General features: G+C 66.2%; 11 protein-coding genes. 7 read left to right on the forward strand and 4 right to left on the reverse strand.

What is annotated here, in order from left to right:
• Positions 1-54: 54 nt before the first annotated feature.
• The gene (locus F6X61_RS01600) at positions 55-810 is read right to left on the reverse strand and encodes a GntR family transcriptional regulator (protein ID WP_110991818.1); all 756 of its coding nucleotides are present in this window, start codon (positions 808-810) and stop codon (positions 55-57) included.
• Positions 811-1,165: 355 nt separating this feature from the next.
• On the opposite strand from F6X61_RS01600, the gene F6X61_RS01605 reads away from it, so the two are divergent.
• Positions 1,166-2,515 carry an NCS2 family permease gene (locus F6X61_RS01605; protein WP_153785090.1) on the forward strand — a complete coding sequence of 450 codons (1,350 nt, stop codon included), beginning with the start codon at positions 1,166-1,168 and terminating at the stop codon, positions 2,513-2,515.
• A gap of 42 nt (positions 2,516-2,557) precedes the next feature.
• On the opposite strand, the gene F6X61_RS01610 is transcribed toward F6X61_RS01605, so the two are convergent.
• Positions 2,558-4,954: a diguanylate cyclase gene (locus F6X61_RS01610; protein WP_153785091.1), complete on the reverse strand. Its 2,397-nt coding sequence runs from the start codon at positions 4,952-4,954 to the stop codon at positions 2,558-2,560.
• A gap of 95 nt (positions 4,955-5,049) precedes the next feature.
• Positions 5,050-7,242: a bifunctional 23S rRNA (guanine(2069)-N(7))-methyltransferase RlmK/23S rRNA (guanine(2445)-N(2))-methyltransferase RlmL gene (gene rlmKL / locus F6X61_RS01615; protein WP_153785092.1), complete on the reverse strand. Its 2,193-nt coding sequence runs from the start codon at positions 7,240-7,242 to the stop codon at positions 5,050-5,052.
• 550 nt (positions 7,243-7,792) lie between these two features.
• Between rlmKL and rmf the strand changes: the two genes are divergently transcribed.
• Positions 7,793-8,008 carry a ribosome modulation factor gene (gene rmf / locus F6X61_RS01620; RefSeq protein WP_023533691.1) on the forward strand — a complete coding sequence of 72 codons (216 nt, stop codon included), beginning with the start codon at positions 7,793-7,795 and terminating at the stop codon, positions 8,006-8,008.
• Positions 8,009-8,103: 95 nt separating this feature from the next.
• Here the strand turns inward: rmf and F6X61_RS01625 are convergent, their stop codons facing one another.
• The gene (locus tag F6X61_RS01625; protein ID WP_153785093.1) at positions 8,104-9,129 is read right to left on the reverse strand and encodes a quinone-dependent dihydroorotate dehydrogenase; all 1,026 of its coding nucleotides are present in this window, start codon (positions 9,127-9,129) and stop codon (positions 8,104-8,106) included.
• A gap of 126 nt (positions 9,130-9,255) precedes the next feature.
• On the opposite strand from F6X61_RS01625, the gene F6X61_RS01630 reads away from it, so the two are divergent.
• The 5 genes from F6X61_RS01630 (at position 9,256) to cobA (ending at position 15,108) form a co-directional block, all read left to right on the forward strand.
• Entirely contained in the window at positions 9,256-10,470 is a 1,215-nt protein-coding gene (locus F6X61_RS01630; RefSeq protein WP_153785094.1) for a CmpA/NrtA family ABC transporter substrate-binding protein, read from the forward strand.
• A gap of 10 nt (positions 10,471-10,480) precedes the next feature.
• Complete coding sequence (locus F6X61_RS01635; RefSeq protein WP_125464952.1) at positions 10,481-11,056, forward strand: ANTAR domain-containing response regulator; 576 nt, start codon at positions 10,481-10,483, stop codon at positions 11,054-11,056.
• Between the two features lie 386 nt (positions 11,057-11,442).
• Positions 11,443-12,654 carry a NarK/NasA family nitrate transporter gene (locus F6X61_RS01640; RefSeq protein WP_153785095.1) on the forward strand — a complete coding sequence of 404 codons (1,212 nt, stop codon included), beginning with the start codon at positions 11,443-11,445 and terminating at the stop codon, positions 12,652-12,654.
• 9 nt (positions 12,655-12,663) lie between these two features.
• On the forward strand, positions 12,664-14,334 hold the full coding sequence (locus F6X61_RS01645; RefSeq protein ID WP_153785096.1) for a bifunctional protein-serine/threonine kinase/phosphatase: 1,671 nt from the start codon (positions 12,664-12,666) through the stop codon (positions 14,332-14,334).
• Positions 14,335-14,361: 27 nt separating this feature from the next.
• On the forward strand, positions 14,362-15,108 hold the full coding sequence (gene cobA / locus F6X61_RS01650) for a uroporphyrinogen-III C-methyltransferase (protein ID WP_153785097.1): 747 nt from the start codon (positions 14,362-14,364) through the stop codon (positions 15,106-15,108).
• Positions 15,109-15,169: the final 61 nt, after the last annotated feature.

Genomic DNA, 15,169 nt, shown 5'->3' on the forward strand with positions numbered 1-15,169 from the left:
CGGCTTGCCGGCGAAAGGGCCGCAAAGCGGCCCCTCGGTCATCCAGGCAAACGATCAACCCTTGGCGGTGGCCTTGGGCTTTTTCAGCAGGTGCGAGAACACTGCATGCAGGTCGTCCGACGCGCTCTCCTCGTCGAGGTTGAGCTTGCTGTCGATATGGTCCATGTGATGCATCATCAGGCTTACCGCCTGCTGGGCGTCACGGGCCTCGATGGCGTCGATCAGTTGCATGTGCTCGTCGTACGAGCAGTGCGAGCGGTTGCCGCTTTCATACTGGGCGATGATCAGCGAGGTCTGCGACACCAGGCTGCGCTGGAAGCTCACCAGCGGGGCATTGCCTGCGGCTTCGGCCAGCTTGAGGTGGAATTCGCCGGAAAGGCGGATGCCGGCGCCACGGTCGCCACGGGAGAAGCTGTCACGCTCCTCGCGCACCATCTGGCGCAATTCGTTGAGCTGCTCGAGGGTAGCGTGCTGAACGGCCAATTCGGTGATGGCACGTTCGACCATGCGCCGCGAAAAGAACACCTGGCGCGCTTCTTCCACCGTGGGGCTGGCCACTACCGCGCCGCGGTTGGGCCGCAGCAGCACCACGCTTTCATGGGCCAGGCGCGACAGCGCACGGCGGATGATGGTACGGCTGACGCCGAAGATCTCGCCCAGTGCCTCCTCGCTCAACTTGGTGCCCGGCGCCAGACGCTGCTCGAGGATCGCCTCGAAGATGTGCGCGTAGACGATGTCGTCCTGGGTACCGCTGCGGCCGGCCTTGCCAGTGCGCACAGGTTTTTTCAGAGGTTGCAGCTGTTCGTTCATGGGCTCTCGAGCACAAAGGATCTGCCTGTCGGACCGTGACTGTACTACCTGTCAGCGGGTGGAGGGCAAGTCCTGGAAGTAGGTGGTGGACCAAGGTATGGCGCCATTGTACACAGGCTGACCCGTTTCTGCAGGGGGCCTTTAACCTATATAGCCGTTGTACGGCAGTTTGTGCGCACAAAAGATAAAACATTATTTGCATTCTTTGTACACAAAAGCATAATCCTGCGAGCAACTTCCTGACCCGCAAGTCAACAAAATGGTCGGACGTCTGCCACACCCCCTCGCGAAGCCCCCAAGTGCATTGCTCAGGATCAGGCTTCGAACAACAAGAAAGACTTGAGGAGTACTCGCTGTGGAAAGCCGCAAATCCGAAGCCCCTACGCTGGATCTCGCTGCGCCGCCCGAAACGGGTTGGCTGGAGCGGATTTTCAAACTCAAGCGACATGGCACAACCGTCCGAACCGAGCTGATTGCCGGGGTGACCACCTTCATCACCATGGCCTACATCATCTTCGTCAACCCCAACATCATGGCCGACGCCGGCATCGATCACGGGGCGGCCTTCGTCGCCACCTGCATCGCCGCGGCACTGGGCTGCCTGCTGATGGGCCTGTACGCCAACTGGCCGGTGGGCTTGGCGCCCGGCATGGGCCTCAACGCCTTCTTCACCTACACCGTGGTCGGCACCATGGGCTACACCTGGCAAGCCGCACTGGGGGCTGTATTCATCTCCGGCGTGCTGTTCATGTTCCTTACCCTGTCGCGGGTGCGCGAGTGGCTGCTCAACAGCATCCCGGTGAGCCTGCGCCATGCCATGGGGGCCGGCGTCGGATTGTTCCTCGGGCTGATCGGCCTGAAAACCGCAGGCATCGTCGTCGACAGCCCGGCCACCCTGATCAAGCTCGGCTCGCTGCATGAGCCCGGCCCGCTGCTGGCGGCCGTGTGCTTCCTGATGATCGCGATCCTCAGCTACAAACGGGTGTTCGGTGCGATCCTCATCAGCATCATCAGCGTCACCCTGGCCGGCTGGGGCCTGGGGCTGGTCAAGTTCGGCGGGGTGATGTCGATGCCACCGAGCCTGGCGCCAACCTGGATGGCAATGGATGTGGCGGGTGTGTTCAACGTCAGCATGATCAGCGTGGTCTTCGCGTTCCTGTTCGTGCACATGTTCGACACCGCCGGCACCCTGATGGGCGTCGCCCAGCGCGCCGGCCTGGTAGCGGCCGACGGGCGCATCGAGAACCTGTCGCGGGCGTTGAAGGCCGACAGTGCCTCCAGCGTGTTCGGTGCCGCGGTGGGCGTGCCACCGGTCACCAGCTACGTTGAGAGCGCCGCAGGCGTCGCCGCCGGTGGCCGCACCGGCCTGACGGCCGTGGTGGTCGGCCTGCTGTTCGTCGCCGCGATGTTCTTCGCGCCGCTGGCGGGCATGATCCCGGCCTATGCCACGGCTGGTGCGCTGATCTATGTGGCGATGCTGATGATGGGCAGCATGGCGCACATCGAGTGGGACGAAGCCACCGACAGCATCCCGGCGATCGTCACGGTAATCATGATGCCGCTGACCTTCTCGGTCGCTGACGGCATCGCCCTGGGCTTCATCAGCTATGTGGCGCTGAAGGCGGGCACCGGCAAGTTGAAGGAGGTTTCGCCGAGCCTGTGGGTGCTCAGCGTGATCTTCATCGCCAAGTTCGTGTTCCTGTAAAGCGCTGACACCCTGGCCTGGCGCTGGTGCCGGGCCTGGGTGTCAAGCAAGCTCCGCCTCGACCCTATCCCGGCCACCCTGCTTGGCCGCATACACCCCGGCATCCGCCCGCAGCAACAGCGCATCGGCCCCCTCCCCGTCGCGCCAGCCTGCCACCCCGAAGCTCGCCGTCACCCGCCCGACACCTTCGATCGGCACGTTGCGCACGCCCTGCCACAGCTCCAGCGCCAGCATCCGCGCCTGCTCGGCATTGCTGCCCGGGCACAGCACCATGAACTCCTCACCGCCCAAGCGGCAGAACACATCGGTGCGCCGCAAACGCTGGCTGATCCGCTGGCACAGGCTGCGCAGCACCAGGTCGCCCACCGCGTGGCCGTACTGGTCGTTGATCCGTTTGAAATGGTCGATATCGAGCATGATCACCGCCAGATCCAGGCCGTCGCGCTGGGCACGATCGAGCTCATTGCGCAGGCGCTCCTGGAAATAACGGCGGTTGTGGATACCGGTGAGGGCATCGGTGATCGACAGCGCGCGCAGTTCCTCCTCCACCCGTTTGAGGTCGGAAATATCGGTCAGGTAGCCATGCCAGAGGGTGCAACCGTGGTCGCCGATTTCCGGCGTTGCCTCGCCGCGCACCCAGCGCAGGCCGGCCCGGGGCAGGCACACCCGGTACTCCTCGCGCCAGGGTGTCAGGTGCTCGGCGGAATACCATACCGAACGCCGCACCCGTTCCAGATCATCAGGATGGATGCGCTCGAACACCACCGTGGCGTCCTGCCGCAACAGCGCCAGGTCGACTTCGTAGATGTCGTGCAGGCCCTGGCTGGCATAAGGGAAACACGAGCGCCCGTCGGCATCCAGGCGGTACTGGTAGATGCCGCCGGGCACCTCGGCACTGAGTTTTTCCAGCAATCGATCGCGCGCTGCCAGCGCCTCATGCACCCGACGACGCTCGGTGACGTCGATGCAGATCGCCAGGTAGCCCACCCAAAGCCCCTGCTCATCGAGTACCGCGGTCACCAGCATATTGGCCAGCAGGTGGCTGCCATCCTTGCGCACCAGGGTCCATTCGCCGGGCTCGCCACCGCCCTCCTGCACGGTCTCGGCGAACATCGCCTGGCCCGCGCCAACCTCGCGCCCATAACGCAGGCTCAGGGCATGGGCACGACGATGCAGCTCTTCGGGTTGCACCAGGTCCTCGAGGGTGAGCACGCCCAGCGCTTCCTCGGCCGAATAGCCAAGCAGGCGTTCGGCACCGGCATTGAAAGTACCGATCACGCCCTTGAGGCTGGTGGCGATGATCGCCACCTGAGTCGCGGCGTCGAGCACACTGCGCAACTGGTTGTGGGTTTCACGCAACGACTGCTCGCTGATGCGCAGCTCGGTGGTGCGCCGGGCCACCAGATCAAGGGCACGCTGGCGCTGGCTGAACAGGCTGTACAGCAAGGTCGCCAGCAACAGGCTGAGCAAACCGCCGAGCAGGCCGACCACCTGCACCGCCGCCGACCGGTTGGCGGCCATGAAACCCACGCTGGGGCGGATGTCGAGCTGGTAGTGGTGATCGGCCAGGTGCAGCAGGTGGCTGCTGGCCAGGGCCATGCGCGCCATCTGGTTGCCAGAATCGAACAGCACCTCGTGGCCACCCTCGGTGGAGAGATCGAGGATCCGCACCACCAGGTTGTCGTCCGCTACAGTCGGCAAGCTCTCGACGATCAACTGACGCAGGCTGAGCAGCGCCATGACATAGCCGCTGGGCGGGCCACCGGCCGGCACAGATTCGGCGAACACCGGCGCCACCATCAGCAGGCCACGGCTGTAGGCCGGATCGACGCTGAGCATGTCCAGCGGCTCGGACACCGCCATGCTGCCGGGGGTAATGGCCCTGTCCAGGGTCGCCGCGCGTTTCGGCTGGCCGAGCAGGTCCAGGCCATAGGGCTGCCCTTGCTGGCTGGAGGCCTGGTTGTACAGCACCGGGTAGTAGTGGTCGCGCGCGGGGGCTGCCTGCCAGCCGCCTTGCGCGCCCTGGTCACGGATCTGGTAGCGCTGCGCAAGCAAACCGCTGGCGCGCTGCTCGAAGGCTTCACGCTGCCCTGCCTCCACCCGCGGCGCCCAGGAATAGGCCTGGGTGCGGTGCAGCAGCGGGCGAGCATAGCCGTCGAACTCGCGGGGAGTGATTTCGTTGGAGAAGTCGAAGAACCGGCGCAGGCCATCCAGGCGCTGCTCCTGTTCCTGGAACCGCTCGGCGATACGGCTGTAGCGCTCGCCGGCCAGCAGTTCGAAGCGTTGGCGCAACTGCTGCTTGTAGAAGCTCTGGGTGGCAATGGCCAATGCGGCCGTGAGCAGGCCGCCGGCGACCAGCGCCGCCAGGGCCACGCCCCAGGCCGATAGCTCGTCACCGAGCAGGCCAAACCACTTCGCAGGGACACCCGCATTCGCCATAAAGGACTCTCGACAACATCAGCGTCCTGCGAATGTATTAACCCTTAAGTGCTTTATAGCCACTGGCCAGCAGTCGCGCAACGTACCTCGTCGTCTCAGCGCAGACGCAGTTGCCAGGCGCGGTGGATGCGGTTGTTGCGGGCGAAGTCCGGGTCCAGGGTCTGGGCGCTGATTTCCTCCACCGCATAACGCGTCGCCAGGTGCTCGTCGAGCTGGAACTTGCGGAAGTTGTTGGAGAAATACAGCACGCCGCCCGGCGCCAGGCGCGCCATGGCCAGGTCCAGCAGCTCGACATGGTCACGCTGCACGTCGAACACACCTTCCATGCGCTTGGAGTTGGAGAAGGTCGGCGGGTCGATGAAGATCAGGTCGTAGCTGTCCGTCGCGCTCTGCAGCCAGGCCATGACATCGCCCTGCTCCAGGCGGTTGCGCTCGGAGAAGCCGTTCAGCGACAGGTTGCGCCGCGCCCAATCCAGGTAGGTTTTCGACAGGTCGACGCTGGTGGTACTGCGCGCGCCGCCCTTGGCCGCGTGTACGGTGGCCGTGGCGGTGTAGCAGAACAGGTTGAGGAAGCGCTTGCCCTCGGCCTCGCGCTGGATACGCATGCGCATCGGGCGGTGGTCGAGGAACAGGCCGGTGTCCAGGTAATCGGTGAGGTTGACCAGCAGCTTGACGCCACCTTCGCTCACTTCCTGGAAGCGCCCTTCGGTGGCCTGACGCTCGTACTGGCGCGTGCCGCTCTGGCGCTCGCGGCGCTTGAGCACCACGCGCTGCTGATCGACACCCAGCGCCTGAGGAATGGCCGCCAGGGCATCGAGCAGACGCGCCTGGGCCTTGTCCGGGTCGATGGAACGCGGGGCGGCGTATTCCTGCACATGTACCCAGTCGTGGTACAGGTCGACCGCCACGGCGTACTCGGGCATGTCGGCATCGTAGACGCGGTAGCAGTCGACTTTTTCACGGCGGGCCCACTTGCCCAGCTGCTTGAAGTTCTTCTGCAGGCGGTTGGCGAACATCTGCGCGCCTTCGGACAGGCGCGCCGGCTCGCTGGCCTGCGGCGCCGGGCGACGCTCCTGGCCTTCTTCAACCTGGGCCTGGCGCCGCTCGCCGGTGACGAACTGGTCGGGCTGCAACTTGAACAGCAGCAGTTTGCACGGCAATGCGCCGTTCCAGAACGCGTACTGCTTGTGGCTGCGGATACCCATGCGCTTGCCCAGCTCCGGCGCGCCGGTGAACACCGCCGCTTCCCAGCCCATGCAGGCCTGGCGCAGACGCTCGCCGAGGTTCTGGTAGAGGTACAGCAGGCTGGCTTCGTCGCCCAGACGCTCGCCATAGGGCGGGTTGCTGATCACCAGGCCTTTCTGGTTCTGGTCCGGGCGCGGCTCGAAGCTGGCCACCTCACCCTGGTAGATCTTCACCCAGTCACCCAGGCCGGCGCGCTCGACGTTGTTGCGCCCTGGCTGGATCAGCCGCGGGTCGGCTTCATAGCCACGAATCCACAGCGGCGGCTTGGCCAGGCCGGCCTGGGCACGAGCCTGGGCTTCGTCGTGCAGCTTGCGCCACAGCGCCGGCACATGGCCGAGCCAGGCGCTGAACCCCCAGCGCTCGCGCTTGAGGTTGGGGGCCATGTCGGCGGCGATCATGGCCGCCTCGACCAGGAAGGTACCCACACCGCACATCGGGTCGGCCAGGGCGCCGCCCTGGGCGGCGATGCGCGGCCAGCCGGCGCGGATCAATACCGCCGCCGCCAGGTTTTCCTTGAGCGGCGCCGCGCCCTGCTGCAGGCGGTAGCCGCGCTGGTGCAGGCTGTGGCCGGACAGGTCCAGGGAGAGGATCGCCTCGCCACGGTCCAGGCGCAGGTGCACGCGCACATCCGGGTCGATCTTTTCCACCGACGGGCGCAGGCCTTCACGGTTACGCAGCTTGTCGACGATCGCATCCTTGACCTTCAGCGCGCCGAAGTGAGTGTTGTCGATTCCCGAGCCATGGCCGCTGAATTCCACCGCCAGGGTGCCATCGGCGGCCAGGTGGTCGGCCCAGTCCACTGCGTTGACCCCGTCATAAAGGTCATCGGCGTTCTTCATCGGGAAGCGCTTGAGCACCAGCAGCACGCGGTTGGCCAGGCGCGACCAGAGGCACAGGCGGTAGGCGGTTTCCATGTCGGCCTCGCCGCGGATGGCCGAGGTGTGCTCGCGCACCTCGGTCAGGCCCAGCTCCCGGGCCTCTTCGACGAGCAGGCCTTCGAGGCCCTTGGGGCAGGTGAGATAAAGTTCGATACGGTCCGACATGGGTAATCCAGAGCCTTTGGCTAAGTAGATGGCAGCCGACGCATCGGCCTGCCGAGGTTTTCCCGCACGCCCTTTCAGCAGGCGCCCGGGCGGCCCGCGAGCGGTCTCGCCAGGCCTGGCCGCCCGACGCAACCTGCTCTGGCCGGGGGGCGAAAGAGGCTTTGATCGTCGAGCAGTATGAAAATTCGCGCACTCTGGGCCCAGATGTGACCCTTCGTCGCATTACCAATTATTACAAGTCATCGACCAGTCACGCTGGCCAATTGACGTCAAAGCTGACTAAACCCTGATCATAGCGGGCCCAACGGCAAACAAGGTTGAGTCGCATTTATTTACTTATCCTTTCACCCTTGGAAAGGTTACGTCCTTATGACAAAACGATCATTCACACTGTGACTCGCATTCGTTAGAACTGATCTCAGGTCGCCTCGCAACGGGGCGACACCTTCAGCCCGCCACGCCGGCAGCGGGCGCACACCGGCAGAACGATTCTGCCCGGCCTCGTAGAGGCCGACGGGACATTACAGTCAACAAGTGAGGGCAACACCCTATGAGAAGACTTAAGCGTGATCCGTTGGAAAGAGCATTTTCACGTGGCTACCAGTATGGGGTCACCGGCAAATCCCGCGAACTTTGCCCATTTACTCTACCTTCCGTACGCCAAGCCTGGATCAACGGCTGGCGCGAAGGTCGCGGCGATAACTGGGACGGCATGACCGGCACCGCTGGCATCCATAGACTCAACGAAAATCACGCCGTTGGCTGATCGAGGACACTGAATTCGAGTTACCATGCGCGCCCCATCCGGGCGGCGGGCTACGGCCCAGGGGGCCCCATGCGGGGCCCCTTTTTTATGGCCGCTTATTGCCGAGGCATGGCCGCGATAGCATCCACCGCCTCGCGGATCAGCGCCGGGCCCTTGTAGATGAAGCCCGAGTAGATCTGCACCAGGCTTGCACCGGCGGCGATCTTCTCTGCCGCGTGACGGCCTTCGGTGATGCCGCCAGCCGCGATGATCGGCAGCCTGCCACCCAGCTCACCCGCCAGCACTTTCACAGTGTGGGTGCTCTTCTCCAGCACCGGCGCGCCCGACAGGCCGCCCGCCTCGCCACCGAACGGCAGCCCTTCGACACCCTCACGGCCCAGGGTGGTGTTGGTAGCGATCACCGCGTCCATCCCCGACTCCATCAGCGCAGCAGCCACCAGAGCGGTTTCTTCATCGCTCATGTCCGGGGCAATCTTGATCGCCAGCGGCACGCGCTTGCCGTTGGTCACCGCCAACTGCTCACGGCGCTCGGCCAGGGCATCGAGCAACTGCTTGAGCGAATCACCGAACTGCAGCGAACGCAGGCCGGGAGTGTTTGGTGAGCTGACGTTGACGGTGATGTAGCTGGCGTCGTTGTAGACCTTCTCCAGGCAGATCAGGTAATCGTCCTGGGCCCGCTCGACCGGGGTGTCGAAGTTCTTGCCGATATTGATGCCCAGCACGCCGGTGTAGCGTGCGGCCCGCACCCGCGCCAACAGGTGGTCGACGCCCATGTTGTTGAAGCCCATGCGGTTGATGATCGCGGTGGCTTCCGGCAGACGGAACAGGCGTGGCTTGGGGTTGCCCGGCTGCGGGCGCGGGGTGATGGTGCCGATCTCGACGAAACCGAAGCCCAGCTGGGCGAAGCCGTCGATGGCCGCGCCATTCTTGTCCAGGCCAGCGGCCAGGCCCACCGGGTTGGCGAAGTTCAAGCCCATGACGCTCACCGGCAATGCCGCCGGCTGCTTGCACAGCAGGCCGTTGAGGCCAAGGCGGCCACCGGCACCGATCAGGTCCAGCGACAGGTCGTGGGAGGTTTCCGGGGAGAGCTTGAACAGCAGCTGGCGGGCCAGGGTATACATGGGCGGGCGGACTCGCGGTGTGTGAGGGGTGCGATTATAGCCAGCGCATCGCCGGGGCGACAGGGCCATGGCACATGGGTTGCTTCGACAACCCCATGCAGCCCCGCAGAACGCCCGAGGATCCACGTGAATACAGCTCCCCCGACATCGCCACTGGCCTGGGTCAACGGCAGCGACGCACCGGAAAAGCCCAGCCTGAACATCGGTTTCATGGCCCTGAGTGACTGCGCCTCGGTGGTGGTCGCTGCCACCCAGGGCTTCGCCCAGCAACAGGGCCTTACCCTCAACCTGCAGCGCCAGGCCTCCTGGGCCGGGCTGCGCGACAGGCTGGTCAGCGGCGAACTGGACGCCGCGCACTGCCTGTACGGCCTGGTCTACGCCGTGCAACTGGGCGTGGGCGGCGGGCCGGCCAGTGACATGGCGGTGCTCATGGGCCTGAACCAGAACGCCCAGGCCATCAACCTGTCCGCCGCCTTGCAGCGCAAGGGCGTGACCAACCCCGAGGCACTGGCGCGGCTGGCGCACCAGGGCGGTGCGCGCCTGACCTTCGCCCAGACCTTCCCCACCGGCACCCACGCCATGTGGCTGTATTACTGGCTGGCCAGCCAGGGCATCCACCCCTTGCACGACGTCGACAGCGTGGTTGTGCCGCCGGCACAGATGGTCGCCCACCTGCAGGCCGGGCGCATCGATGGCTTTTGTGTCGGCGAGCCGTGGGCGGCCGAAGCCATCGCCCAGGGCCAGGGTTTCACCCTCGCCACCAGCCAGTCGATCTGGCCGGACCACCCGGAAAAGGTCCTGGCCTGCGCGCGCAGTTTCGCCGAGCAATACCCCAACAGCGCACGCGCCCTGATCAAGGCGATCCTTGCCGCCAGCCGCTTCATCGAAAGCAGCACCGAAAACCGTCGTGGCGCCGCCCAGTTGCTCAGTGGCAGCGCCTACCTGGATACCCCGGCCAGCAGCATCGAGCCACGCCTGCTGGGCGACTACCAGGACGGCCTGGGCAACCGCTGGCAAGACCGCCATGCCCTGCGCCTGTTCGACCAGGGGCGGGCGAACCTGCCCTACCTGTCCGACGGCATGTGGTTCATGACCCAGTTCCGCCGCTGGGGCATCCTGCGCGACGACCCGGACTACCTCGCCGTGGCGCGTCAGGTCCAGCAACTGGCGCTGTACCGCGAGGCCGCCGACGCACTGGGCGTACCCTGCGCCGACCTGCCGATGCGCAGCAGCCAGCTGATCGACGGTGGCCGCTGGGACGGCAGCGACCCGTACGGCTACGCGCGCAGCTTCAACCTGCACGCTCTGGACGCGGCGCGCGACGCCCGCGTCGGCCTGTGAGGAGCCGACCATGCTGCGCATCCTGCTGATCGACGATACCGAAAAGAAAGTCGGCCGCCTCAAGGCCGCCTTGGTCGAGGCCGGCTTCGAGGTGATCGAAGCCCCAGGCCTGACCATCGACCTGCCGGCCTGCGTCGAAACGGTGCACCCCGACGTGGTGCTGATCGATACCGAGTCACCGGGCCGCGATGTGATGGAGCAAGTGGTGCTGGTCAGCCGCGACCGGCCCCGCCCCATCGTGCTGTTCACTGACGAACACGACCCGGGGGTGATGCGCCAGGCGATCCAGGCCGGGGTCAGCGCCTACATCGTCGAAGGCATCCATGCCGCGCGCCTGCAGCCGATCCTCGACGTGGCCATGGCCCGCTTCGAAAGCGACCAGGCGCTCAAGGCCCAGTTGCTGGCCCGCGACCTGCAGTTGGCCGAGCGCAAGCGCATCGAGCAGGCCAAGGGCTTGCTGATGAAGATGAAAGACTGCAACGAAGAGCAGGCCTACACCCTGATGCGGCGCCAGGCCATGAGCCGGCAGCAGAAGCTGATCCAGGTGGCCGAACAGATCATCGCCATGTCGGAGATGCTGGGCTGAGGGCCCGCCCTGAAAGGCCTGAGAGCAGGCTTGCCCTGACAGGCGTATGAGCTAACAGGCGTGGCAGCGGGCTTGCCCTGACAGGCGTGGGAGCTAACAGGCGTGGGAGCGGGCTTGCCCCGCGATGGCGTGCGATGCGCCATCCCGTGTTTCCAGGGCTGGCGCCATCGCGGGGCAAGTCGCATCGGCGCACCGCCGCTCCCACGCCCCCCACAAAAGCCGGCAGGCAACATTGGCCCGCCTCTTGCTCAGTAAACGACTCAGGTAGCCAACGGCGGTTGCCCCCATACCCCGACAAAGACGTCGCTCCCCCTCCACGCCAGTGGACCGGGCAGCGGCGTCTTTTTCGTTTCCGCCCCTGTGTTGCACGCCGAACGAGGTGTTCGATGAATACGAGCTTCTGGAAATCCGGGCATGTGCCCACCCTGTTCGCTGCCTTCCTGTATTTCGACCTGAGCTTCATGGTCTGGTACCTGCTCGGCCCCATGGCGGTGCAGATCGCCACCGACCTGCAACTGAGCGCCCAGCAACGTGGCCTGATGGTCGCCACGCCAATCCTTGCCGGAGCGCTGCTGCGCTTCGCCATGGGCCTGCTGGTCGATCGCCTGTCGCCCAAGACCGCCGGCCTGATCGGCCAGGTGGTGGTGATCGTCGCCCTGGCCTGCGCCTGGCACCTGGGCGTGCACAGCTTCGAGCAGGTGCTGTTGCTGGGCGTGTTCCTCGGCGTTGCCGGCGCCTCGTTCGCCGTTTCGCTGCCCCTGGCATCGCAGTGGTACCCACCCCAGCATCAGGGCAAGGCCATGGGCATCGCCGGTGCCGGCAACTCCGGCACCGTGTTCGCCGCGCTGCTGGCGCCGGTGCTGGCAGCGGCCTACGGCTGGAACAACGTGTTCGGCTTCGCCCTGCTGCCGCTGTTGCTGACCCTGGCGCTGTTCGCCCTGCTGGCCCGCAACGCACCCGAACGGCCAAAACCCAAGGCCATGGCCGATTACCTCAAAGCGCTGGGTGACCGCGACAGCTGGTGGTTCATGTTCTTCTACAGCGTTACATTCGGCGGCTTCATCGGCCTGGCCAGCACCCTGCCCGGCTACTTCAACGACCAGTACGGCCTGAGCCCGGTGACCGCCGGCTACTACACCGCGGCCTGCGTGTTCGCCGGCAGCCTGATGCGCCCGCTGGGCGGAGCACTGGCCGACCGCTTCGGCGGCATCCGCACCCTGCTGGGCATGTACAGCGTGGCGGCGGTGTGCATTGCCGCAGTCGGCTTCAACCTGCCCAGTGCCGCAGCGGCACTAGCCCTGTTCGTCAGCGCCATGCTCGGGCTGGGCGCCGGCAATGGCGCGGTGTTCCAGCTGGTGCCGCAGCGCTTTCGCCAGGAGATCGGGGTGATGACCGGGCTGATCGGCATGGCCGGCGGTATCGGTGGTTTCCTGCTGGCCGCTGGCCTGGGCACCGTCAAGCAACACACCGGCGACTACCAGATGGGCCTGTGGCTGTTCGCCAGCCTGGGCCTGCTCGCCTGGTTCGGCCTGCACGGCGTCAAGCAGCGCTGGCGCACCACCTGGGGCTCGGCGGCCGTCACTGCGGCGCGGGTCTGAGCTGCCGCCATGAGCCTGCGACTGAGCTTCGCCCAGGCCTCTGCCACCGGGCCCCGCGCCGAGAACCAGGACGCTCTGCGCCTGGTCACGCCGGCGCCGGAACTGGCCGCCAGCAAAGGCTATCTGTTCGCCCTCGCCGACGGCGTCAGCCAGTGCGCCGATGGCGGCCTGGCGGCACGCGCCAGCCTGCAGGCCCTGGCCCTGGACTACTACGCCACGCCCGCCACCTGGGGCGTAGCCCAGGCCCTGGACCGGCTGTTGCTGGCACAGAACCGCTGGCTGCGCGCCCAGGGCAACGGCCAGCCGCTGCTGACCACCCTCAGCGCCCTGGTCCTGCGCGGGCGACGCTTCACCCTCGCCCACGTCGGCGACTGCCGCGTGTACCGCTGGTATGACGGCCAGTTACACTGCCTGAGCGAGGACCATGTCTGGGACCAGCCCGGCATGCAGCACGTGCTCAAGCGCGCATTGGGGCTGGACCAGCACCTGCTGGTCGACTACCTGGACGGCGAGTTGCACCACGGTGAACGCTTCCTGCTGCTCAGCGATGGTGTCTGGGCCAGCCTGGGCGACCAGCGGATCCTGGCCATCCTGCGCGAACACCCCGACCTGCAGGACGCCGTCGACACCCTGGTGGCCACCGCCCACCACAGCGGCAGCCAGGACAATGCCAGCGCCCTGCTGGTCAGTGTCGACGCACTGGGCGCCGCCAACCTCGGCGACACCCTGGCGCAATTGCAGCAGTGGCCCTTGCCCGGCCCGTTGCGTGACGGGCAGATGATCGATGGCTGGCGGGTCGATGGGCTGCTGACACAGAGTCGGCAATCATTGCTGTACCGGGTCCACGACGCACTCGGCCAGGCCTGGCTGCTAAAGACCCTGCCGCAAGCCCGTGATCAGGAAGCGGGGGCCGCCCAGGCCCTGCTGCTGGAGGAATGGTTCCTGCGCCGGGTAGCCGGCCGCCACTTCCCCGAGGTGCACCCGGCGGGCCAGCGCCAGCATCTGTATTACCTGATGCGTGAATACCCCGGCACGACACTGGCCGCGGTGCTCGCACAACACGGCCCGCTGCCCCTGCCCCAGTGGCTGGAGATGGCGCGCCAGTTGCTGCAGGCCGTCGGTGTGCTGCACCGGCGCAACCTGCTGCACCGCGATATCAAGCCTGAGAACCTGCACCTGGGCAGTGACGGTCAGCTGCGCCTGCTGGACTTTGGCCTGGCGTACTGCCCGGGCCTATGCGAAGACCAGCCGCACAGCCTGCCCGGCACCCCGTCCTACATTGCCCCGGAGGCGTTCGAAGGCCAACCGCCAAGCCCGCGCCAAGACCTCTACGCCGTGGGCGTGACGCTCTATTACCTGCTGACGGGCCACTACCCCTACGGCGAAATCGAGGCGTTCCAGCGCCCGCGCTTCACCCTGCCAATCAACCCCGGCCGCTACCGCCCCGACCTGCCCGATTGGTTGCAACGCAACCTGGAGCAGGGGCTGGCCGCCGACCCTGCGCAACGCTTCGAGACCGCCGAGCAGTGGTTGCTGCTGCTCGAACGTGGCGACCGCCAGGTGCTGCCCGACCGCCCGCGCCCGCTGTTGGAGCGTGAGCCATTGAAGGTCTGGCGCAGCCTGGCGCTGCTGTCCTTGCTGTTCAACCTGATCCTGCTGTTCGCCCTGCTCAAGGGTTGAATGGCACCTGTCGATGAGGAACACCCGATGAATGCGAAAGTCTGGTTGGTTGGCGCCGGCCCTGGCGACCCCGAACTGCTCACCCTCAAGGCTGTGCGCGCGCTGGGCCAGGCCCAGGTGGTGATGATCGACGATCTGGTCAACCCAGCCATATTGGCGCACTGCCCGCAGGCACGGGTCATTGCCGTGGGCAAGCGCGGCGGTTGCCGCTCCACGCCCCAGGCCTTCATCCAGCGCCTGATGCTGCGCCACGCCCGCCAGGGGCGCTGCGTGGTGCGGCTCAAGGGCGGCGACCCATGCATCTTCGGCCGCGCCGGCGAAGAGGCGCTGTGGCTGCGCGGCCACGGCATCGAGGTGGAGGTGGTCAACGGCATCACCGCCGGGCTGGCCGGGGCCACCCAGTGCGACATTCCGCTGACGCTGCGCGGCGTCAGCCGTGGCGTGACGCTGTTGACCGCGCACACCCAGGACGACAGCGAATTGAACTGGCAAGCGCTGGCCCAGGGCGGCACGACGCTGGTGCTGTACATGGGCGTAGCGCGGCTGGAGCAGATTCGCCGCGGTTTGCTGGAAGGCGGGATGGCGCCCGGCACGCCAGTGGCGATGATCGAGAATGCGTCATTGGCGCAGCAGCGCGAGTGCCGCAGCCACCTGGCGGCGCTGGAAGAGGACGCATTGGCCTTTGGCTTGCGCAGCCCGGCAATTCTGGTGATCGGTGAGGTGGTGGGGGCGGTACAGGCGGGTATCGAGCGCTTTCGTGCTTTGGCGGGCTGACACGCCCCAAAAATCCCAGGCAAAGAAAAACCCGGCCGAGGCCGGGTTTTTCGTGAAGCTT

The organism is Pseudomonas sp. EMN2, from assembly GCF_009650555.1.
Classification (GTDB): Bacteria; Pseudomonadota; Gammaproteobacteria; order Pseudomonadales; family Pseudomonadaceae; genus Aquipseudomonas; species Aquipseudomonas sichuanensis.

Bases quoted from the DNA above. Each gene is read 5' to 3' on its own strand.
- F6X61_RS01600 (WP_110991818.1), bottom strand. From the start codon at position 810: ATGAACGAACAGCTGCAACCTCTGAAAAAACCTGTGCGCACTGGCAAG.
- F6X61_RS01610 (WP_153785091.1), bottom strand. From the start codon at position 4,954: ATGGCGAATGCGGGTGTCCCTGCGAAGTGGTTTGGCCTGCTCGGTGAC.
- rlmKL (WP_153785092.1), bottom strand. From the start codon at position 7,242: ATGTCGGACCGTATCGAACTTTATCTCACCTGCCCCAAGGGCCTCGAA.
- rmf (WP_023533691.1), top strand. From the start codon at position 7,793: ATGAGAAGACTTAAGCGTGATCCGTTGGAAAGAGCATTTTCACGTGGC.
- F6X61_RS01625 (WP_153785093.1), bottom strand. From the start codon at position 9,129: ATGTATACCCTGGCCCGCCAGCTGCTGTTCAAGCTCTCCCCGGAAACC.
- F6X61_RS01635 (WP_125464952.1), top strand. From the start codon at position 10,481: ATGCTGCGCATCCTGCTGATCGACGATACCGAAAAGAAAGTCGGCCGC.
- F6X61_RS01640 (WP_153785095.1), top strand. From the start codon at position 11,443: ATGAATACGAGCTTCTGGAAATCCGGGCATGTGCCCACCCTGTTCGCT.
- F6X61_RS01645 (WP_153785096.1), top strand. From the start codon at position 12,664: ATGAGCCTGCGACTGAGCTTCGCCCAGGCCTCTGCCACCGGGCCCCGC.
- cobA (WP_153785097.1), top strand. From the start codon at position 14,362: ATGAATGCGAAAGTCTGGTTGGTTGGCGCCGGCCCTGGCGACCCCGAA.